At 60.2% G+C, this 20,293-nt stretch carries 20 protein-coding genes; 11 read left to right on the forward strand and 9 right to left on the reverse strand.

The genetic code is table 11. The annotated features are described in order from the left end of the window. The first annotated feature begins 39 nt into the window (after positions 1–39). The 4 genes from earP (at position 40) to AB5Y67_RS20295 (ending at position 3,837) form a co-directional block, all read left to right on the forward strand. The gene (gene earP / locus AB5Y67_RS20280) at positions 40–1,236 is read left to right on the forward strand and encodes an elongation factor P maturation arginine rhamnosyltransferase EarP (RefSeq protein WP_325793560.1); all 1,197 of its coding nucleotides are present in this window, start codon (positions 40–42) and stop codon (positions 1,234–1,236) included. 45 nt (positions 1,237–1,281) lie between these two features. Next, a complete protein-coding gene (efp, locus tag AB5Y67_RS20285) occupies positions 1,282–1,848 on the forward strand; it encodes an elongation factor P (RefSeq protein ID WP_005335100.1) in 567 nt (188 codons plus the stop codon). A 134-nt stretch (positions 1,849–1,982) separates the two neighbouring features. Further along, positions 1,983–2,747, forward strand: coding sequence for a DUF3530 family protein (locus AB5Y67_RS20290; RefSeq protein WP_199427327.1), 765 nt, complete (start codon positions 1,983–1,985; stop codon positions 2,745–2,747). A gap of 133 nt (positions 2,748–2,880) precedes the next feature. Beyond that, complete coding sequence (locus tag AB5Y67_RS20295) at positions 2,881–3,837, forward strand: D-2-hydroxyacid dehydrogenase (RefSeq protein WP_150389512.1); 957 nt, start codon at positions 2,881–2,883, stop codon at positions 3,835–3,837. A gap of 96 nt (positions 3,838–3,933) precedes the next feature. Here AB5Y67_RS20295 and AB5Y67_RS20300 read toward each other — a convergent pair whose 3' ends face one another. After that, entirely contained in the window at positions 3,934–4,416 is a 483-nt protein-coding gene (locus AB5Y67_RS20300) for a YMGG-like glycine zipper-containing protein (RefSeq protein WP_005354064.1), read from the reverse strand. Positions 4,417–4,663: 247 nt separating this feature from the next. Next, complete coding sequence (locus tag AB5Y67_RS20305) at positions 4,664–6,214, reverse strand: sensor domain-containing diguanylate cyclase (RefSeq protein ID WP_162516197.1); 1,551 nt, start codon at positions 6,212–6,214, stop codon at positions 4,664–4,666. Positions 6,215–6,462: 248 nt separating this feature from the next. Between AB5Y67_RS20305 and AB5Y67_RS20310 the strand changes: the two genes are divergently transcribed. Further along, positions 6,463–7,065 carry a nitroreductase family protein gene (locus AB5Y67_RS20310; RefSeq protein ID WP_042082707.1) on the forward strand — a complete coding sequence of 201 codons (603 nt, stop codon included), beginning with the start codon at positions 6,463–6,465 and terminating at the stop codon, positions 7,063–7,065. Between the two features lie 114 nt (positions 7,066–7,179). Here AB5Y67_RS20310 and AB5Y67_RS20315 read toward each other — a convergent pair whose 3' ends face one another. Next, positions 7,180–7,827, reverse strand: coding sequence for an HAD-IA family hydrolase (locus tag AB5Y67_RS20315; protein ID WP_199416098.1), 648 nt, complete (start codon positions 7,825–7,827; stop codon positions 7,180–7,182). Between the two features lie 32 nt (positions 7,828–7,859). Beyond that, entirely contained in the window at positions 7,860–8,105 is a 246-nt protein-coding gene (locus AB5Y67_RS20320) for a hypothetical protein (RefSeq protein ID WP_182963374.1), read from the reverse strand. Between the two features lie 116 nt (positions 8,106–8,221). Between AB5Y67_RS20320 and AB5Y67_RS20325 the strand changes: the two genes are divergently transcribed. Continuing rightward, a complete protein-coding gene (locus AB5Y67_RS20325) occupies positions 8,222–9,130 on the forward strand; it encodes a LysR family transcriptional regulator (RefSeq protein WP_199416099.1) in 909 nt (302 codons plus the stop codon). Between the two features lie 94 nt (positions 9,131–9,224). Here the strand turns inward: AB5Y67_RS20325 and AB5Y67_RS20330 are convergent, their stop codons facing one another. From AB5Y67_RS20330 to AB5Y67_RS20345, 4 genes are all read right to left on the reverse strand, one after another. Beyond that, on the reverse strand, positions 9,225–10,163 hold the full coding sequence (locus AB5Y67_RS20330) for a sensor domain-containing diguanylate cyclase (protein ID WP_005335125.1): 939 nt from the start codon (positions 10,161–10,163) through the stop codon (positions 9,225–9,227). 199 nt (positions 10,164–10,362) lie between these two features. Then, a complete protein-coding gene (locus tag AB5Y67_RS20335; protein WP_123172508.1) occupies positions 10,363–11,043 on the reverse strand; it encodes a cold shock domain-containing protein in 681 nt (226 codons plus the stop codon). 132 nt (positions 11,044–11,175) lie between these two features. Then, positions 11,176–11,742, reverse strand: a complete 567-nt coding sequence (locus tag AB5Y67_RS20340; protein ID WP_325793556.1) for an isochorismatase family cysteine hydrolase — start codon at positions 11,740–11,742, stop codon at positions 11,176–11,178. 49 nt (positions 11,743–11,791) lie between these two features. Beyond that, positions 11,792–12,955: an FAD-dependent oxidoreductase gene (locus tag AB5Y67_RS20345; RefSeq protein ID WP_325793555.1), complete on the reverse strand. Its 1,164-nt coding sequence runs from the start codon at positions 12,953–12,955 to the stop codon at positions 11,792–11,794. A 265-nt stretch (positions 12,956–13,220) separates the two neighbouring features. On the opposite strand from AB5Y67_RS20345, the gene miaB reads away from it, so the two are divergent. From miaB to lnt, 5 genes are all read left to right on the forward strand, one after another. Continuing rightward, entirely contained in the window at positions 13,221–14,654 is a 1,434-nt protein-coding gene (miaB, locus tag AB5Y67_RS20350) for a tRNA (N6-isopentenyl adenosine(37)-C2)-methylthiotransferase MiaB (protein WP_005335132.1), read from the forward strand. Positions 14,655–14,708: 54 nt separating this feature from the next. Next, positions 14,709–15,752 (forward strand): PhoH family protein, encoded by a 1,044-nt coding sequence (locus tag AB5Y67_RS20355; RefSeq protein ID WP_201946311.1) that lies wholly within the window; start codon positions 14,709–14,711, stop codon positions 15,750–15,752. After that, a complete protein-coding gene (gene ybeY / locus AB5Y67_RS20360; RefSeq protein WP_325793552.1) occupies positions 15,749–16,213 on the forward strand; it encodes an rRNA maturation RNase YbeY in 465 nt (154 codons plus the stop codon). The genes AB5Y67_RS20355 and ybeY overlap by 4 nt, the downstream gene beginning before the upstream one ends. Before the next feature lie 95 nt (positions 16,214–16,308). Next, positions 16,309–17,193, forward strand: coding sequence for a CNNM family magnesium/cobalt transport protein CorC (gene corC, locus AB5Y67_RS20365; RefSeq protein ID WP_005354092.1), 885 nt, complete (start codon positions 16,309–16,311; stop codon positions 17,191–17,193). A gap of 148 nt (positions 17,194–17,341) precedes the next feature. Further along, entirely contained in the window at positions 17,342–18,886 is a 1,545-nt protein-coding gene (gene lnt, locus AB5Y67_RS20370; RefSeq protein ID WP_325793548.1) for an apolipoprotein N-acyltransferase, read from the forward strand. 67 nt (positions 18,887–18,953) lie between these two features. On the opposite strand, the gene AB5Y67_RS20375 is transcribed toward lnt, so the two are convergent. After that, positions 18,954–20,138 (reverse strand): MerR family transcriptional regulator, encoded by a 1,185-nt coding sequence (locus tag AB5Y67_RS20375; RefSeq protein WP_325793546.1) that lies wholly within the window; start codon positions 20,136–20,138, stop codon positions 18,954–18,956. Positions 20,139–20,293 lie beyond the last annotated feature (155 nt).

Raw genomic sequence — 20,293 nt, forward strand, 5'->3', positions numbered from 1 at the left:
CCCTGCGCACCGGTTTTTTTGCATCTGGGATCACGAGCCATGACAACTCCCCTGCCCCCGTTTGACTGGGACATCTTCTGCTGCGTCGTCGACAACTTCGGTGACATCGGCGTCACCTGGCGACTTGCCCGCCAGCTAAAACGGGAGGGGAATATTGCGGCACATGGCAATGAGGTTCAGGTGCGGCTCTGGGTGGACGATCTGGCAAGTTTCGCCCGCATCTGTCCGGGGCTCGACCCGGCGCAGGATGGCCAGTGGGTCGATGGCATCTATATCCAGCACTGGCATGAGACCCTGCCGAGCGACATGACACCGGCCAGGGTGGTGATCGAAGCCTTTGCCTGCGAGCTGCCCGACCTCTTCATAGAGCTGATGGCGAGCCAACCCAGCCCCCCATGCTGGATCAATCTGGAGTACCTCTCGGCAGAGAGCTGGGTCGAGGATTGCCACGGCCTCGCCTCGCCCCAGCGTGTTGGCAATAAAAGCCTCAACAAATACTTCTTCTTCCCAGGCTTTACCGCTAAAACCGGCGGCCTTTTGTGCGAACGCGACCTCATCGCCGAACGGGAGCAGTGGCAGCAAGATGATGCGGGACTGGCAGCCTACTGGGCCAGTCTCGATTTGCCGCCAAAACAAGAGAACGAGCTGCGGGTCAGCCTCTTTACCTACGAGAGCGATGCGCTGAAGAGTCTGGTCGAGAGCTTGTGCCAGAGCGCCACGCCCGTCACCCTGCTGCTGCCGCTGGGGCGCTCTCTCAACGATGTGCTCACCGGTGCCGGTCTGGCAGATGCCATCACCACCGCCCAAGCGGGGGATCTGCTCCACGCGGGCAACCTCACCATCAAGCTGCTGCCGATGACCGATCAGGCCGGTTACGATCGGCTGCTGTGGAGCTGCGATCTCAATCTGGTGCGTGGGGAGGACTCCTTCGTGCGGGCCCAGTGGGCGGCTCGTCCTTTCCTCTGGCACATCTACCAACAGGAGGAGGAGGCTCATCTGGTCAAGCTGGAGCAGTTCCTTGACCACTATCTTGCCGATCTGCCCGCCGAATGTGCTCAATGGCTGCGCCGCTTTAATCTGGCTCTCAACCGTGGCGAAGATTGCGGCGAACTTTGGGCCCAATGGCCCCGATATGGCACCATTTGGCAGCAACATGGGCGAAGCTGGTCACAGAAGTTGCTCCGGTATGGGGATCTCGTCACACGGTTGGTGAAATTTTTAGAAAGCCGTATATAATCTGGCAGTTTTTATCCGTCCGTTTCACGAACAGGAATTTTTTACATGAAAACCGCACAGGAAATCCGCGCTGGTAACGTAGTCATGATCGGCACCGAGCCGATGGTGGTTCAGAAGGCTGAATTCAACAAATCCGGCCGTAACTCCGCCGTGGTCAAAATGAAGCTGAAGGGCCTGCTGAACGGCAGCGCTACCGAGACCGTCTTCAAGGCCGACGACAAGCTGGACGTTGTTCAGCTGGAGCGTAAAGAGTGTACCTACTCCTACTTCTCCGACCCCCTGTATGTCTTTATGGACACCGAGTACAACCAGTACGACGTAGAGAAAGACAACCTGGGTGACGTGCTGAACTACCTGGTAGACGGCATGGAAGATCTGTGTGAAGTGACTTTCTACAACGAGAAAGCCATCTCCGTAGAACTGCCGACCACCATCGTGCGCGAAGTTGAGTACACCGAACCGGCAGCCCGTGGCGACACCTCCGGTAAAGTGACCAAGCCTGCCCGTCTGAAAGGCACTACCTACGAGCTGGCTGTTGCCGCTTTCGTAGAGATCGGTGACAAGATCGAAATCGATACCCGCACCGGTGAATTCAAGCGTCGCGTCAACTAATTGACCGCTTTGAATTGATTACAAAAAAGCGAGCCAACGGCTCGCTTTTTTATTGCCTCCGGGTTGCCATCACTCCGCCCGCCTTCAGAAAATCCCGCCGCCGCCGCTAACCCAGATAACCGGGGGAGCACACTATGGCCAGATTATCCTTATCACTGCTGTTATTGACCTTGCTGGCTGGCTATGGGGCAGAGGCGAGCGAGGTCGCGCCCCCCGTTGCCGAGCCAATACCCCTCGACCATTGGCAAGCGAGCGACTGGAAAGGGCTACCCGATGCCACCCAGATCGACAAGCAGACGGTGCTGTTCGCCAAACACGACAGTGAAAACTATCTGGGGCTCGCCATTTTACTGCCCGACTGGCAGCGCAGCGGCCAACTCTGGCAACTGACTCGCGCCCTCGGCCGACTGGGCTTTGATACCCTGCTGCTGCTCCCCTCCCCCCAGCAGACCGAACTGGACCCAGCCGCCGAGAAAAAAGCGAAAAACAGCGATACATTTCGCAAACAGTTTGCCGAGCGGATCAGCAAGCTGGCGGACGCCAAGCTGCAGGAGGGGGGTTTCAAGCTGATCCTGGCGCAAGGCACAGGCGCCGCCTGGACTGCCAACCTTATCGCCAGCGAACAGTTACCCGCCCCCGATGCACTGGTGCTGCTCGATGGCTTCTTCCCCAATCAGCAGAGCAATCAGACCCTGGCCAAACAGGTGGCTCAGGCGGCCATCCCCACACTGGATCTCTATCAGGAGGATGGCGGTCGCTGGCCACTGCTGGCCGCCGAGGCCCGCAAAAGCGAGAGCCGGCGCAGCAACAAGCTCAACTATCGCCCCTACGCCCTGATGGAGCTGGGCGAAACCCCTACCCGCATTCAGGGGTGGCTCAACCATCTGGGCTGGCTCTGACCTCGGGCCACAAAGCACGCGCAACATCACATCTGCCGGAGAAAGCCCCGCCATGACACAGCGGCAGGCTGGCCCTGACTGCATCCTCTTTGGCATCATGGCCTCTCGAACCTGAACAATGGCAGGAAGGCCCATGCAGCAGATTGTGTTTCTCGACAGCGATACCCTGGATGCGGGCATCACCCTGCATCACCCCGACTTCCCCCACCACTGGCAGAGCTATCCCAGCACAGCCCCGGAACAGGTGGTCGAGCGGCTGAAAGATGCCAGTATCGCCATCATCAACAAAGTACGGATCGGCGCCGCCGAACTGGCCCAGCTGCCGGAGCTCAAACTCATCGCCCTGGCCGCCACCGGCAGTGACAACGTGGATCTGGAAGCGTGCCGCGCCGCCAACGTCGGGGTGTGCAATATCCGCAACTACTCGGGCCCCTCGGTGCCGGAGCACGCCATGGCGCTGATGCTGGCCCTGTCGCGCAACCTCTTCTGCTGGCGCCAGTCGCTGCTGGAGGGGCGCTGGCAACAGAGCGGCCAGTTCTGCTTTTTCGACCACAACATCATGGATCTGCACGGCAAGCAGCTTGGCATCATCGGCAAAGGAACGCTCGGTCAGGCGCTCGGCGAGCGGGCCAAGGGGATGGGGATGACAGTGCGTTACGCCCAGAGCCAGGTCGGCACCAGCCACGACGAGGATCGCCTCCCCCTCGACGAGTTGCTGCAAAGTTCGGATGTGATCAGCCTGCACTGCCCGCTCACCCCCTACACCCGCAACCTCATTGGCGAGCGGGAGCTGGATCTGATGAAACCGGGCGCCCTGCTGATCAACGTCGGCCGTGGCGGACTGGTGGATGAGGAGGCGCTGCTGCAAGCGTTGGCCAACGGCCGCCTCGGTGGCGCCGGTTTCGATGTGGCGAGCGTCGAACCCCCGCCCCCCGACCATCCCTTGATGAAGGCGCTGCAATACCCCCACTTCATTCTGACCCCTCATGTGGCCTGGGCCAGCGAGGAGTCGATGCAGCGTCTCGCCGATCAGCTGATCGACAACATCAACGCCTTTGCCGCCGGTCGCCGCCAGCACCGGCTGGTGTAACCGCACGAGCGAGTAACCGCAAAATCGAGTGACCACACCATGCAAAACGGGGCCAACAGGCCCCGTTTTGCATCTTTCGCACTCACTGCGCGCACATCAATCGTCGTCGTGCCATCTGTGCTTCTTGTGCTTTTTGTACTTTTTGTGGTGCTTGTGATGGTGATGATCGTCGTCATCATCGTAATAGCGATCCTGGCTCTTGTGGCCATCGCCGGTCTTGGCACCGATGGCCGAACCGCTCGCCCCGCCAACCCCGGCGCCGATCAGCTGGCCGGTATCGCCACCAACACTCTTGCCGATAGCGGCACCGCCCAGCGCCCCCACAGCGCCGCCAAGGGCCGCTTCATTCTTGTTGCCCTTGTTGGCCGTCGCAGCCCCACCGGCAGCACCGCCCAACGCAGCCCCCACCAGCGCACCGGTATCACCCCCCAGCTCCTTGCCGATCATGGTGCCCGCCACCCCGCCTGCACCGCCACCCAAAATGGTATTGAGGGTCTCGGAGGCGTGCACGGTCGTGCTGCCAGCCAGCAAGGCGCCCAGCAGTGCCAGTGCGCGAAGAGCACGTGAATTCATCTCCATGGGTACTCCTGTCAAACCTGATTAATATTCAGCGGCACTATACAAAGCGCCACGGGGTTCGCCAGCCAGCAGAAATGAGGGATGCGACAGTCAATGGCCGCACGGCCACCACCCAAAATGGAAGAGTAAGATCAAGCAATTGAATTTAAAGATTAAAATCACCAAAACGCCAAACTATTACGGCTGGGCGCCCCACAATTTGGTTGTCGTGTCCCGGCACAGACCCGCCGCGCTGGGACAAAAGCTGTCAGTCAGCAGCCTCATCCGCCAGATGCCAGCAGTCCCGGCCAGCCTCCTTGCTACGATAAAGGGCTGCATCAGCACGCTCGAAGATGGGGTCGGCAACGGGTGAATGGCAGGCGCCGCCGATACTCAAGGTGACCTGTCCCTTGTGCTCACGCCACTGTTGATGTCGCACCACGTCCAGCAGACAATTGAGCTTCTCCGCCAGCTCATCCTGTGGCTGTTGCAGCAGAGCGGCAAACTCATCGCCACCAATCCGGTAAACCGTGCTCACCCCCAGCACATCAGCAAGGCAATTTGCCACCCGGCAAAGCACCTGATCGCCGAAGGCATGACCCCGACTGTCATTGAGTCCTTTGAAGTGATCAATATCAAACAGCAGCAGCCAGAAGCGCTCCCCCCTCAGCTCCAGCGCGCTCTTGTGCTGCTCGAAGGCTCGCCGGTTCATGATACCGGTCAGAGGGTCCCGCAACAGCGCATCCTGTCCCTTGAGGAAGCTGGCCCTGACCTGATCGATCTCGTTCAGGCTGCGTCGCACAAACCAGGTATTGGCCTTGGTTATGGGGGGAGAACTCTCCAGATTGCGCACGATACCGGTCAGTGAGCCCGACACCAGCGCCTGCTCCTGGCGGAAGATCCGCACCAGCAGACTCAGTGTGCAACACCAGATGGCAAACAGGGAGATCAATGGCAAAACCACCATCTGCAGCGCCTCATAGAGGCTGTTGCGAAACAGCACGGGCGGCAGATAGATATTCAGATCCCAGCCAATGTCCGCCAGCTCGCGCTTAAGGAAAGTACCATGACACAACACATCCAGACCGAGCCACTGCTGGCCCTGATGCTGCTCGATGGGGTGATCTGCCAGAAGATCCATATTGCTGCCCACCACCAGCTGGCCGCTGTCGCGCAAGGTAAGATAAAGTGCAGCCTGATTGCCACCAACCGTCCGCTGTAGCGCCTGCTGCAGCGAGTCGAACGACATGTCGACCATCAGCAGCCCCAGCAGTTGCCCCTGATCGTCCCGCACCCGTTTGATCAGGCTGAGTATCAGTTCATTGGTATTGTATTCAGGGTAGGGGCCAAACCAGACGAGCTCGTCGCCCGGCATGGTGGTCACCTGATACCAGGGTCGCAGCGCCGCCTGATAACCGGGGGGCGGTAGCCAGTCCGGGTAGCTGTCGATACGATCCGCGTTCAGGTTGTAAAAGTAGATGTAGTGGTTGCCTGGTTTGATCTTGTGCGCAATGGCCCAGATGGGGGAGTCGGCCAGCCCGCCGCGAGCGATCTTCTCCTTGTCGAGCGAGGCCTCCAGCACCGCCAGTTGCCGCTCATTGACCTTCACCATCTCGTGGATCAGGGACGCTTCAACGGAGGATGCCATGTGGCCGAAACCGGATACCGTCATGTCGATATCCCTCAGATAGCTGGCAATAGCCATGATGATCGTCACTATCAGGATCATCAAACCAATCAATGCAGAGAGGGGGACCAGCACATAGTAGCGTTTATTGAGATACGAACGGCTCACATCACATCCGAACCAAGAAAACATACGGGAATTGTGGGAGAGAAAGGAGAGTGAATCATTGATTAATATCACTTTCGCGCCCCTTAAATGACATTTCCAACATTAACGAAACGTCAAGGTTCGCAAACGAATATCAACTGACAGGAAAAACGCTAGTTACCCCAGGTTAACCCCGCTCTGCATTGCGGGTGTTATAGTCTATACCTGATTCGGCAGGCGCTGGACACACCGTCCATCACCGGCTGCAACGCCAAGCAGAACAAGGAGATGTTATGAGCAGTCCGTTTATCGAACAGATCAAAGCACGTCGTACCATCTATGCCCTGGGCGACCAGGTGTCCCATACACCGGAGCAGCTGACGACCCTGATCCAGGATGCCATCAGGCACAGCCCCTCCTCCTTCAACTCCCAGAGCTCCCGTGCCGTCATCCTGTTTGGCGCCCAGCACCACAAGCTGTGGGATATCGTCAAAGCCGAGCTGAAAAAGATTGTGCCGCCGGAAGCCTACGCCCAGAGTGAGGCCAAGGTAGATGGCAGCTTCCGCGCTGGCTTCGGTACCGTGCTGTTCTTCGAAGACACCGACGTCATCAAGGATCTGCAGCAAAAATTTGCCCTCTATGCCGACAACTTCCCCATCTGGTCGGAACATGCCACCGGCATCGCCCAGTTTGCGGTCTGGACGACGCTGGCGCAGGAGAAAGTCGGTGCCTCCCTGCAGCACTACAACCCGCTGATCGACGAGGCGGTACGCAAGGAGTGGAACCTGCCCGCCAGCTGGCTGCTGCGCGCCCAAATGCCCTTTGGCAGCATCAAGCAACCGGCCGGTGACAAAACCTTTATCGACGACGCTACCCGTTTTCGCGTTTTCAAATAACCGTTGAGAAAGCAAAACGCCCCCGCATCTCGGGGGCGTTTTTATTGCGGCATACAGTGTTGATGGCAATGGCTCATACCGCAATTTTAGGTCGTAACGCATTATCTCCGCAGCTTAGGCGGGCAGCGTCACCAGCAGGGATGTCTCTCCAATCTCCACCTTCACCTCGCGCCAGTCGCGGATCACCGCCACCACCGCCGGATTGAACGGCGCATCCCCCCCCACCTGCACCACAGTGCAACCTGCACGCAGGGCGCTCTCGATACCGGCCGGGGCATCCTCAAATACCAGACAGCAATCAGGCGAGACGCCAAGCCGTTCAGCCCCCAGCAGATAGGGCTCGGGATCGGGTTTGCCATTGATCACAGCTTCGGCCCCCACCAGTACATGGGGCAACGGCAAACCGGCACAACTCAGGCGGTGACGGGAAACCTGTTCACTGGCGGAGGTCACGATGGCCCAAAGCTCTGGCGGCAAGCGGCGCAGCAACTCACCAGCCCCTGCGATGGCGTCACCGCCGGTATGCAGCATCTCCAGCTCGTCAAGCCGCGCCGCTTCCCGCTCTACATCCAGCTGCGGGGCCAGCGCCCGGATCACCTCACGTGAGCGCATACCGTGGCACATAGCCAGTACCGGCTCTGGGGCAAGCTGATGATGCTGACACCAGAGCCGCCACACCTTCTCCACATCGCCGGTAGAGCAGACCAGGGTGCCATCCATATCGAGCAGCAGGGCGGATACCGACAGGGTGATCGTGTTCATGCCAGCACTCATACAGGCATTCATACAGGCTCTCATACAGACACCCCGGCCAGCTCGGGCAGAGAGCCAGAGAGCGCATCGGCAAAGGCCTGCTGCTGGGCGGCACGCTCATAACAAGCGAGCGCCTGCTCGGCACTGCCAGCCCACACCTGCAAGGGGCCGACCACAAAACCCTGTTGCAGCAGGCTGACGAGCAGCTCCCCCGTCTCCGGGGCCACCAATGGCTGGGCCAGCACCAGCGTGCCCTTGATCAAAAAGAGATAGCGTTGGGTAGACATAATATGGCTCCTTGTTCCGGTTCAGAGGAGGGCGATTCCCCCCTTGCCACGCCATTAGAACAAGGCGATTAGATAATTTATAATCAATAAATCACCACTTTGGATAACCAATTGGAATGAAATTCGACTTGAGGCAACTGCAGGCGTTTGTGACGCTGGCCGACACCGCCAACTACCGGGAAGCGGCCAGCCGCCTCTTTATCACCCAACCTGCCCTCACCAAGCAGATCCAGGGGCTGGAGCAGGCGCTGGGCTGCACCCTGTTCAAGCGGGGCCGCCATGGTGCCGAGCTGACGGCGCTCGGCGCCCAGCTGCTCACTCAGGCAAGCGCACTGGTCAAACACGGTCGGGAGTTCGAAAGCCATGCGCTGGCAGTGGCGAGTGGCGTGGCCGGTCGGCTCAAGATTGGGTTTGGCCTGTCGAGTTTCGCGCTGGCCCCTGCGCTGGTGGCCCGCTTCAAGCAGCAGGTCACGGACGTGATGGTCCATCTGCAGGATATGCCCTCCGCCATCCAGCAAGAGCAGTTGCTCTCCGGCCAGTTGCAGCTTGGCTTTATGCGCAGACCTCAGATGCCCCAGTTGCAGGAGCACAGACTGCTGATCGACCGGCTGGTGCTGGCGGTGCCGACACGGATGACCGAGCCAGACCCGGCCGCATTCGACGTCCAGCAGGCACTGACCAGTCAACCCCTGTTGCAGATGGTGGGCCACCGCTGCCCCGGGCTCAGCCAGCAGATCGCCGGTTTTCTCGGCGCCAATCGGCTGACCGGCATGGTCCAGGAGGCCGAAGATATCCAGACGCTGGTGGCGCTGGTCGCGGCGGGCATCGGCAACGCCATCCTGCCACGCAGCGTCAGCTTTATCGCAGGGCCCGATGTCACCCTCTATCCTCTCTCTGGTCCCAGCTCCGAGTGGGAAGTCAGCATGGTATGGAATCCGGACTTTGCCGACCCCATCCGGGATCACTTCGTCAGGCAGGTGATCGCCAGCCATCCCCTGCCGGTATCAGCCACGCCCGAACGCTGAAACCAGCACTCGCTGGTGGCTAGCACCGTGATCAACCAAAAAACAGTGCGCCCCCATCAAGGGGGCGCATGCAGGACAAAAGCGGCAATGCGGCTCAACAGCTGGCGCAGTGACTACGGTTTTTACCCGCCCCCTTGGCGCAATAAAGCGCCGCATCGGCCGCGGCCAGCAACGCACCTTCCCCCTCCAGCAGTTGCTCTGCCGTGTAGGTAGCAATGCCAATGCTGGCGCTAAGTTGAATATTATTTGCCACCACGATGTCGAGATCGTTGATGGCCTGGCGGATCTCCTCTCCAATCCGCTGGGCCGCATCTCGATCGGTATTGCCGAGGATCAGGGCAAACTCGTCACCACCAAAACGGCAGGGAAGATCCGCCGGACGCTGGCAGAAAGATTGCAGAAGATGGCCCACCAGCTGGAGGGATCCATCCCCCATCTGATGACCAAGATGGTCATTGCACGCCTTGAAGTTATCCAGATCCAGCATGATGAGGGAGAGCGGGGTATGTTCACGCATGCTGCGCCGCCACTCGTTATGCAAAAAGCTGTTGAATAGCCGCCGATTGGCCAGTCCGGTCAGGGGATCATGTTGGGAGAGGCTGGCAACTTCCAGCTCCAGCAGCTTGCGCTCGGTGATATTGATATGGGCGATGGAAAAATACTCGGCGTCAAGCCCGGGTACCGGCGCTACTCGCATCATAAACCAGCGCTGGGTGTCGGGGCTGTGGCAGGGGTATTCCAGATAGAACTTCTCCTGCTGATGACGGATGACCCGGAGGATCCCCTCCACGGCAGCCAATCCAGAGGGCTCGGATTCAGCGTCACAAGCCCCCATGTAATTGACCCCAATCCAGTTATATCCCTTGGGCATGCCGTTTTGCTCGGCAAACAGATCCCAGGCGAGATTGGTGTAATGGATCACGCCATCCCGATCTATCACCGATATCTGGTCTTCCAGCGAATCCAGCAGCGCAGCCAGATGATGGGCTCGCTCGGCGAAGTGACTCTGCCGCGTCTGTATATCATCCGCCATGGTGGCCATCCTGTGGCAAAAGTGGCATACCGCCATCTATTAACAATTAAGTCAGCAGATAGAGTACAGCACCCCGTTCCCACTTAGCCAACTGAGACCAAATTTCACCATCGCACATCATCCGGCAAGGTTTCAGGCCAGTTTCCCTGTTCCGGATAACAAGAGCACATCATGAGCATATGTATCTGATAAGTCACATTTAATGCCCACACCACTGATTTTCGCAGGGGATGCCATCGCCCTCTCCGTCCATTTTGGTGTTCGGGCAATGTTGCAAAAACCAGGTTGCCTCCTCGCAGGAGGTCATCTGGAAGCAATGCTGCCGACCATCACACTGGCGAATAAAAGTCGTTCCCTGTGGCGTGCTGACCTCCTTCTGATTGAAAGAGGAGACCGGCAATGGCGCCATCGACTCGGCCGAGAAACGAGAATAGATGGAAAAGAGGCCGACGAGCACCAGCAGGGGGATCAGTTTGCCACTCCAGCTGCTCTTGCGACGTCGATAGGGGTTAATTCGCTCTCTGGTCGAGGTGGGTCGTGGCGGCTGACTTGCCACCCGAAACGATGGCGCAGCTGATGATGTGGCTGACCTTGTGGCTGATGTTGCGGCCGACGGCACGGCATCCGCCAACGTGAGCGGGCGATCGGGGAAAAAGACCTGTAACGCCCTCGGTTTGCCATCCTGGCCACTGCCGATCAGATAGGTGACACGCTCCCCCGGCTCTGGCACCCGGCCATCTGATTGCAGCGCCGTAACATGCACAAACAGCCCTGCACTGCGTGATCCATTGATTGTCTGCTCGGCGCCATTTTGCTCCGGCGTAATAAATCCAAAGCCGCGCGCCTCGTTCCAGCTCGCGATCCGTCCCTGATAACGCATCTGTCCATCCTTGTTGTTATCCATGTGAGCACTATATTGCCCGACAATCATGTTGCCCAAAAGCGCAGCGGCCCGACAGGGAGCCGCAGAGTCAATCTCAAAACGGTGATCGGGCGCAGCCTGCGTTAAGGATCAAGCCAGCTGGGACACCTTGATGATCTCGGCGATGCGACCCAGCATCCGCAGCGAGGTGTGATGCTCGGTGGCATCTGCGGCGGCGCAGGCATCCTCCAGAATGGTGATGGCGTAGTCGCGATCGTGACCATCCCGCGTTGCCGCCTGAATGGCCCAGCTAGTGCTCACCCCACACAGATAGAGGTGGTCGATGTGATTGGCCCGCAGCGCAGGCTCCAGCGCCGTGCCATAGAAGGGGCTGACCCTGGGCTTGGCCAACACCAGATCACCGGGCTGCACATCCAGATCCGGGTGAAAATCGGTGCCCGGGTCGCTAAGCGACAGCGCTCCAAACTGGTGAGCACGACCAAACATGGGAGACCCCTTGGGTTGCAGCTGATAGCCGCCGTCAAAGCCCACCTTGATCAGCACTACCAGCCAGCCGTTGGCGCGGGCATGGGCCAGCGCCTGATTGGCATGCGCAACAGCATCCTGCTCCAGCACATGGGCTGCGGAGGCGGCAATGCGCCCGTCGGGGTGGGCGATGTCGTTGATAAAATCGATCACCAGCAGTGCCTTGTTCATCACCTTTGCTCCTTCGCGCATTCAGCCCGTGTTACCTGGTTTCTACCTGTCATACCAGCCCAAGTGCGTAGCGCAGGGCCATCTCCTTCAGGGGGCCCGCCTTGTCAGCCAGATTGAGGGCCAGATTGCGGGCCAGCTTGAGGGGGCCAATCTCGTTGCTGAACACCCCGTAGAAGAGATCCATCCCCGACTGCATCAGCAGGTTGTCGGGGCGACGGCGTCGCTCGTAACGCTCGGCCAACGCCAGCTGATGCCAGTCGGCGCCAGCTCCTTGCAGCAGATCAGCCCAGCAGGCCACATCCTTGAAGCCAAGGTTGACCCCCTGCCCCGCCAGCGGGTTGATGGTGTGGGCGGCATCGCCAAGCAGCACCACCCGACCGGCGTGGTAGTCGTTGGCGTGGCGGCGCACCAGCGGGAAGCTCCCCTTGCCGGTGACGGTAAATCCGCCGAGCCGGCTTGGGAAGTGGCGACGCACCTCGGCGGCAAGCCCTTCGTTGCTCATGGCTGCCAGCGCCCGGATCCGGGCCGGGCTGTCATACCACACCAGAGAGCCGTGCTGACCGAGCAGCGGCAGGAAGGCGCGCGGGCCGCTCGGGGTGAACTGTTGCCAGGTGATATCTTCCTGCGCAAAGTCGGTGTCGATATTGATCAGCATGCAGTGCTGGCGGTACTCGAAGCGCGATACGCCGATACCCGCCAGCTTGCGGGTGTGGGATTCGGCGCCGTCGCAAGCCAGCACCCAGCGGGCCGCCAGCTCGGTGCCGTCGTCCAGAGTCAGCACAGCGTCATCTGCACTCTGGCGCAGGCTGGTCACCGCCGCCGGGGTGTGGGTCTGGATGGTGGGGAAATCCTCCATCCGTTTGAGCAGGGCGAGCTGCACCAGCCGGTTTTCGATGATGTAGCCGAGCTGGGGCAGACCGAGATCGGCGGCATTGAAGCGGGTGGCAAAACCGTCCAGCTCCCAGGTCTCCAGCCGGCGGTAGGGGCAGAGCCGCATCTGCTGCAGATGGTGCCAGGCACCGGCCTGCTCCAGCAGCGCCACCGAGGCCTGACTGATGGCGGAGACCCGCAGATCCAGCGGCTGCTCCGGCGCGTAATGCTCCGGCAGTTGGGTCTCGATGACCCGCACCGAGAGACCCTGAGCCGCCAGCAGACAGGCGGTGGCGGCGCCCACCATGCCGGCGCCGACGATGGCGATATCACACTGTTCCATACATTTATTCCTGAAAGGGTGCGTCCGGCGACAGCGCCCGGACGTGAACCGGATGGCTGCATGATAGCGCAAGGGCGACTGATAAACAGTGAGACAAACGGGGAATTGCTGCGTCAAATCAAGGAGAAAGCTTATTGAGCTTGCTGGCAACAGGTATCGGGTGAGCACCATTGCCAGCTGGATATTAGCTAGGCAGTATCCAGATTGCGGAGTAAAATGCGCGGTCCTTTGACCATGCCGATTTCAAAACAAGTCAAGAGAAGCAATGAGCAAGAAACTTCACATTAAAACCTGGGGTTGCCAGATGAACGAGTATGACTCGTCCAAAATGGCCGACCTGTTGGATGCCAGCAATGGCTACACCCTTACCGAAGAGCCCGAAGAGGCAGATGTCTTGCTGCTGAATACCTGCTCCATCCGCGAAAAGGCGCAGGAGAAGGTGTTCCACCAGCTGGGACGCTGGAAAAAGCTCAAGGCCAACAAGCCCGGTCTGGTGATCGGCGTGGGTGGCTGCGTTGCCTCTCAGGAGGGCGATGCGATTCGCCAACGCGCTCCCTATGTGGATATCGTGTTCGGCCCGCAGACCCTGCATCGCCTGCCCGCCATGATCAAGGAAGTGCAAGAGGGCCGTGGTGCCCAGGTTGATATCGCCTTTCCCGAGATCGAAAAATTCGACAGCCTGCCCGAACCTCGCGCCGAAGGGGCTACCGCGTTCGTCTCCATCATGGAAGGCTGCTCCAAATACTGTACTTACTGCGTGGTGCCCTACACCCGCGGTGAAGAGGTGAGCCGACCGCTGGACGACGTGCTCTACGAAATCGCCCAGCTCGCTCAGCAGGGCGTGCGCGAAGTGAACCTGCTCGGCCAGAACGTCAATGCCTACCGCGGTCCGACCTTTGATGGCGGCATCTGCACCTTCGCCGAGCTGCTGCGTCTGGTGGCCGCCATCGACGGTATCGATCGCATTCGCTACACCACCAGCCACCCGATCGAGTTCACCGACGACATCATCGAAGTCTACAAAGACACCCCGGAAGTGGTCAGCTTCCTGCACCTGCCGGTGCAGAGCGGCTCCGACCGTATTCTGACCATGATGAAGCGCCCGCACACCATCCTGGAGTACAAATCCAAGATCCGTCGCCTGCGTGCCGCCCGTCCCGACATCACCATCAGCTCCGACTTCATCGTTGGCTTCCCGAACGAGACGGACGAAGACTTTGAAGCGACCATGAAGCTGATCGAGGATGTGGGTTTCGACATGAGCTTCAGCTTCATCTTCAGTCCGCGCCCGGGCACCCCGGCCGCCGACATGCCCGACGATGTCGACATGGAAGTGAAGAAAGCCCGTCTGGCCCGCCTGCAGCACGTCATCAACAACCAGGCGATGCAGATTGGCCGTGCCATGCTGGGCACCACCCAGCGCATCCTGGTGGAAGGGCCCTCCAAGCTCGACCCGATGCAGCTGTGTGGTCGCACCGAGAACAACCGGGTGGTCAACTTCGAAGGCCAGCACACCCTGATCGGCGGTTTTGCCGACGTGGAGATCACCGAGGTGCGTCCCAACTCCCTGCGCGGCAAGTTCATCCGCGGCGAGAGCGAGATGAACCTGCGGATCGCCACCGCACCGAGCGAAATCCTGGCCCGTCGCCCGGATAACGTACCGGACGAGCTGGGCGTTGCCGCCTTCACACCCCATTAATCCCCTCCTCCCCATTCGCCCGGCGGATGGGGGGCGCCTTGAGACGAGGATATTTTGAGCCGACACATCTCGACCCTGAATCTGCATCTGGAGCCCGCCGACAACCAGCGCCTTGCCAGCCTGTGCGGCCCCTTCGATGACAACATCAAGCAGCTGGAGCGCCGCCTCGGCGTCGAGATCAGCTACCGTGACAGCCACTTCCAGCTGGTGGGCAAACCGGCCCAGCTGGATGCCGCCGCCGTCATCCTCAAACACCTCTATGTGGAAACCCAGCCCCTCAAGGGTGGCAAGGTGACTGACATCACTCCCGACATGGTCCATCTGGCCATTCAGGAGTCGCGGGTGCTGGAGCAGGATGACGAACCTGCGCCGAGCATCCCCTATGGCAAGGAGGTGACGGTCAAGACCAAGCGCGGTCTCATCAAGCCACGCAGCCCAAATCAGGCCCAGTACATTGCCAATATCGTGCGCCACGATATCTGCTTCGGCATAGGCCCGGCCGGTACCGGCAAGACCTATCTGGCGGTCGCGGCAGCCGTGGATGCGCTGGAGCGTCAGGAAATTCGCCGCATTCTGCTGACCCGTCCGGCGGTGGAAGCGGGGGAGAAGCTGGGCTTCCTGCCCGGCGATCTCTCCCAGAAGGTGGATCCTTACCTGCGCCCCCTCTACGACGCCCTGTTCGAGATGCTGGGCTTTGAGCGGGTCGAGAAGCTGATGGAGCGCAACATCATCGAGGTGGCGCCGCTCGCCTATATGCGCGGAAGAACCCTCAATGACGCCTTTATCATTCTCGATGAGGCCCAGAACACCACCACCGAGCAGATGAAGATGTTCCTCACCCGCATCGGCTTCAACTCCAAGGCAGTGGTCACCGGTGACATCACCCAGGTAGACCTGCCGCGCAACGCCAAATCCGGCCTGCGCCACGCGCTGGAAGTGCTGCCAGGGGTCGATGGTCTGTCATTCAACTTCTTCGAGTCCAAAGACGTGGTGCGCCACCCGGTGGTGGCCCGTATCGTGCAGGCTTACGAGGCATTCGACGCCAAACAGGCAGCCGAAAAAGCAGCACCCCATTCCGGCAAAGAGAGTGAGCAATGAGCGTAACCCTGGATCTGCAGCTGGCCAGTGCCAGCACCGACGGCCTGCCCACCGAAGCCCAGCTGCAAGGCTGGCTCGACGGCACCATTCTCGGCTTCCAGCAGGAGGCAGAAGTGACGGTGCGCATCGTCGACGAGGCGGAGAGCAACGAACTCAACCTCACCTATCGCGGCAAGAACAAGCCCACCAACGTGCTCTCCTTCCCGTTCGAGGCGCCACCCGGTCTGGAGCTGCCGCTGCTCGGCGATCTGGTGATCTGCCGTCAGGTGGTAGAGCGCGAGGCCAAGGAGCAGGGCAAGCCCCTCATGGCCCACTGGGCCCACATGGTTGTGCACGGCAGTCTGCATCTGCTAGGTTATGACCATATCGAGGATGAGGAAGCCGAAGAGATGGAAGCGCTTGAGCGCGACATCATGCAGGAGCTCGGTTTTGCCGATCCTTATCTGAACGACGAAGAGTAAAGAACCGGATGGTCATCGTCTTGAAACAGCAGATGGCCATCCTTATATAACCCGAACTATTTCAAGTGTGTTCATACGAGTAACCAAGAGAGAAAATGACCGACGATCACCCTAGTACCGGCTCGCCGAAGAAAACCTGGCTCGACAAACTCAGCCAACTCTTCCAGGGCGAGCCAAAAGACCGCAATGATTTGGTAGACGTGATAGCCGATGCCGAAGAGCGCGACCTCATCGATCAGGACACCAAGGACATGATCGAGGGGGTGCTGGAGATCGCCGATCTTCGCGTGCGCGATATCATGATCCCTCGCTCCCAGATGGTAACCATCGAGAAGTCCCAACCGGTGGATGCGATCCTGCCGGTGATCATCGAGTCCGGCCACTCCCGCTTCCCGGTGATCAACGAGGACAAGGATCATGTGGAAGGCATTCTGCTCGCCAAGGATCTGCTCCCCTTCGGGTTTGGCGGCCATCACGCCAGCGAGCCGCTGCAGCTCGAGAAAATCTTGCGCCCCACGGTGATCGTGCCGGAAAGCAAACGGGTTGACCGTCTGCTCAAGGAGTTCCGTGAAGAGCGCTACCACATGGCCATCGTGGTCGACGAATTTGGTGGCGTCTCCGGTCTGGTGACCATCGAAGACATACTGGAACTGATCGTTGGCGAGATCGACGACGAGTTTGACGACATCGAGGATGAGCCGGACGAGATCCGCCGCCTCAGCAAGCGGGTCTTCTCCATCAGCGCCCTGACCGAGATCGAGGATTTCAACGACTTCTTCGGCACCAAATTCAGCGATGAAGAGGTGGATACGGTGGGCGGTCTGGTGATGCACGCCTTCAGCCACCTGCCAAAGAAGGGCGAGGAGATCGAGCTGGACGGCTACCTGTTCAAGGTGATGCATGCCGACCGGCGCCGTCTGCAGCAGCTGCAGGTGAAGATCCCCGAGCACCACGCGGCGGCGCAATCCGAGCCACAATAGGCAGATCCGCTCGATGTGTGAAACAACGCCCCGACCTCGGGGCGTTGTGCTCTCTGCCACCGGCATCGAGGCTCGCCGTTGCCCTGCTTACAGGTTAAGATACCGGCCATTCGACCCCAGTTGCACACCAAGACGAGCACCATCGCCCGTGAGATTATCCCCTGTTACTTCCAAAATTCTGTTAAGCCTCAGTGCATTGGCCTCTGGTGCCATCGCCGTGCTGGCCTTCTCCCCCTTCGGCTACTGGCCGCTGGTGATCCCCTCCCTGCTTGGCCTCTACGCCCTGCTGGACAAAGCCACGCCGAAACAGGCCGCCTGGCGCGGTTTTGGCTACGCCATGGGACTCTTTTTACCGGGGCTGTGGTGGATCCATGTCAGCATGACCGAGTTTGGCGGCATCCCGCTGCCGGTCGCCTTCGTCCTGCTGGCCGGGCTCTCCGCCTATCTGGCCCTCTACCCGACGCTCGCCTGCTGGGCCTTCGCCCGCTTCTTTGGCGGCCGTCACTGGAGCCGCTGGCTGCTCGCCTTCCCGGCTCTGTGGTTAGTGGCTGACTGGCTACGTGGCTGGGTGATGACCGGTTTCCCCTGGCTCTGGTTTGGTTACAGCCAGATCGACGGCCCGCTCAAGGGATTTGCCCCCATTCTCGGGGTGCAGGGCATCACCCTCGCCCTGTTGCTGTCCGCCTCCGCTATCTGGCTGGTGTGGAAATCCCGCTCCCCGCTCTGGCTGGCGGTGCCTGCCCTGCTGGTGGCAGGTGCTCACGGTCTGATGCAGCTCAACTGGGTTACCCGTGGTGAGCCGGTCAAGGTGGCACTGGTGCAGGGCAATATCGCCCAGTCCCTCAAGTGGGATCCGGAGGCGCTGGCCCCCACGGTGCGCACCTATCAGGACTTGAGCCGCGAGAATCAGGATGCCGACATCATCGTCTGGCCGGAGTCGGCGATCCCGGCCATCGAGAAGGCGATGGGCCCCTATCTGGAGAATCTGGACAAGGCGATGAAGGTGAACGATACCGGCCTGCTGGCTGGGATCATTCACTACGACGAGCAGCAACAGCGCTTCTACAATACCGTGCTCGGCATGGGGGTGCAGGATGCGGATGGCAAGGAGTCCTACTTCTACAACCACTCCAACCGCTACAACAAATACCACTTGCTGCCCATCGGCGAGTTCGTGCCATTTGAAGATCTGCTGCGCCCCATCGCCCCCTTCTTCAACCTACCGATGTCCTCTTTCAGCCGGGGTGACGAAGTACAGCCAAACCTGATCGCCAAGGGGCTCAAGTTTGCCGCCGCCATCTGCTACGAGATCATCTTCCCGGAGGAGGTACGCCGCAACGTCAATGCCGATACCGACTTCCTGCTGACCGTCTCCAACGACGCCTGGTTCGGCACCAGCATCGGCCCCTGGCAACATATGGAGATCGCCCGGATGCGCGCGCTGGAGCTGGCTCGCCCGCTGCTGCGCGACACCAACACCGGTATCACTATCGTTACCGACATCGACGGCAGCATTATCGGCCAGATCCCGCAGTTTGAAGCGGGCGTGCTGCGCAGCGAGGTTCGTCCCGCCCACGGCGAGACCCCCTACCTGCGCTTTGGCAGCTGGCCCCTCTATGGCCTGACCGTGCTGCTGCTGGGTCTGGCGCTGGCGCTGCGCCCCAAGGCTCACCCCTGGGCCCGCGAGCTGTAATGGCCATCCGCAATCCCTGATAAACAACGAGGCGCCCACAGGCGCCTCGTTTTTTTACGACAGCTAATCACGTATCTTTTTGCAGGCAGCAGATCACATAGCCGTAACTGCCCAGATATTGGCGGTGGATGGCCACTTCCCGGCTCAAGTCCTGCCAGGCGGCACTCTCCCCAAGCTCGTCTCGATAGCGCACCAGATTGACCTCGATAGGGTCCAGATAGTTGTTCCAGGCGCTCATCGGTAACGGTGTGTGTGACAGGCAGCGGTAGCCTGCCGCTTGTACCGTCTCAAGCAGGCCCGCCAGCGTCTGCATGGCGGGGTAATCCTGCTGCCAGAATGCCAACGCCTCCTCGGGCGGGTTATCGGTCAGCCAGACCGCATCACTCAGCACGATGCAAGCCTGTGGGCTCGCGAGCAGCGGACGCCACGCCTTCAGTGCATTGGCAACCCCCATCACGTAAGCGCTCCCCTCTGCCCAGATGAGGTCGGCCGGGGCCAGATCGTCCGGCAGTGCCGCCATGTTGGCGCAGAGGGTGGAGACATGCTCAAAGCCCGCTGCACGGGCGGAGTGCGCCACGGCGGCCAGTGCATCCTCTTCCAGATCGATGGCCACAATGTCGGCATCGGTCACCTGAGCCAGCGCCATGGTCGAGGCACCGCGCCCGCAGCCCATGTCGAGGATCCGGCGCGGCCGGATGGGCAAGGCGGCAAACTGCTGCTGGGTGAAGGCGCGATCCCCCGGCCCCCAGTAACTCATGCCATCCAGCAGCTGGATAAAGTCCTTGATGTAACGCTCATGTTCATTCATGTCTTTGCTCAACCATTGCAAGTGGTAGCGATCTTTCTCGCTAAAACCCTGTTTCATCACCCACGCGAAGTAGGCCTCCGGTGCCTCGCGCTGCAGTTGCAGCTGCCAGGCCTTGAATTCCTCACCAGAGCGCGGGCGCAGCCCTGCCAGATCCGCCAACAGATCCCGGGCACGCTGCATCCGCGCCAGCTCCTCATCCAGCTCCCTGACCCGGGCCTGCAATGCTGCTTGATCTATCTCGCCAACCAGACAGGCGAGGCACTGATTGAGGCTGAGACCACCCGCCTGCAGGGCCTGCACCATCTGCAGTCGCTGCAGATCCCCCTCGTCATAGTGGCGATAACCGTTGGCGGCCCGGGTGCCGACAATCACCCCCAGCTTCTCGTAATAGAGCAGGGTGGAGCGGGCGAGGCCGCAGCGGCGGGCCAGTTCGGATATTTTCATGGCAATCACTCACGGTGCGGGCCCTCAGGTGACCCGATAGAGACGAGCTTAAACTGTAAAGCTATAGACAGGTCAACGCCCTTTTCCAGAGATCTGCCAACAAAAACGGCCACCCGAGGGTGGCCGTTGTCAGCGCTATCTGTGATAAAGCGGCG

It is taken from the genome of Aeromonas sp. s12 (genome assembly GCF_040907925.1).
Lineage (GTDB): Bacteria > Pseudomonadota > Gammaproteobacteria > Enterobacterales > Aeromonadaceae > Aeromonas > Aeromonas veronii.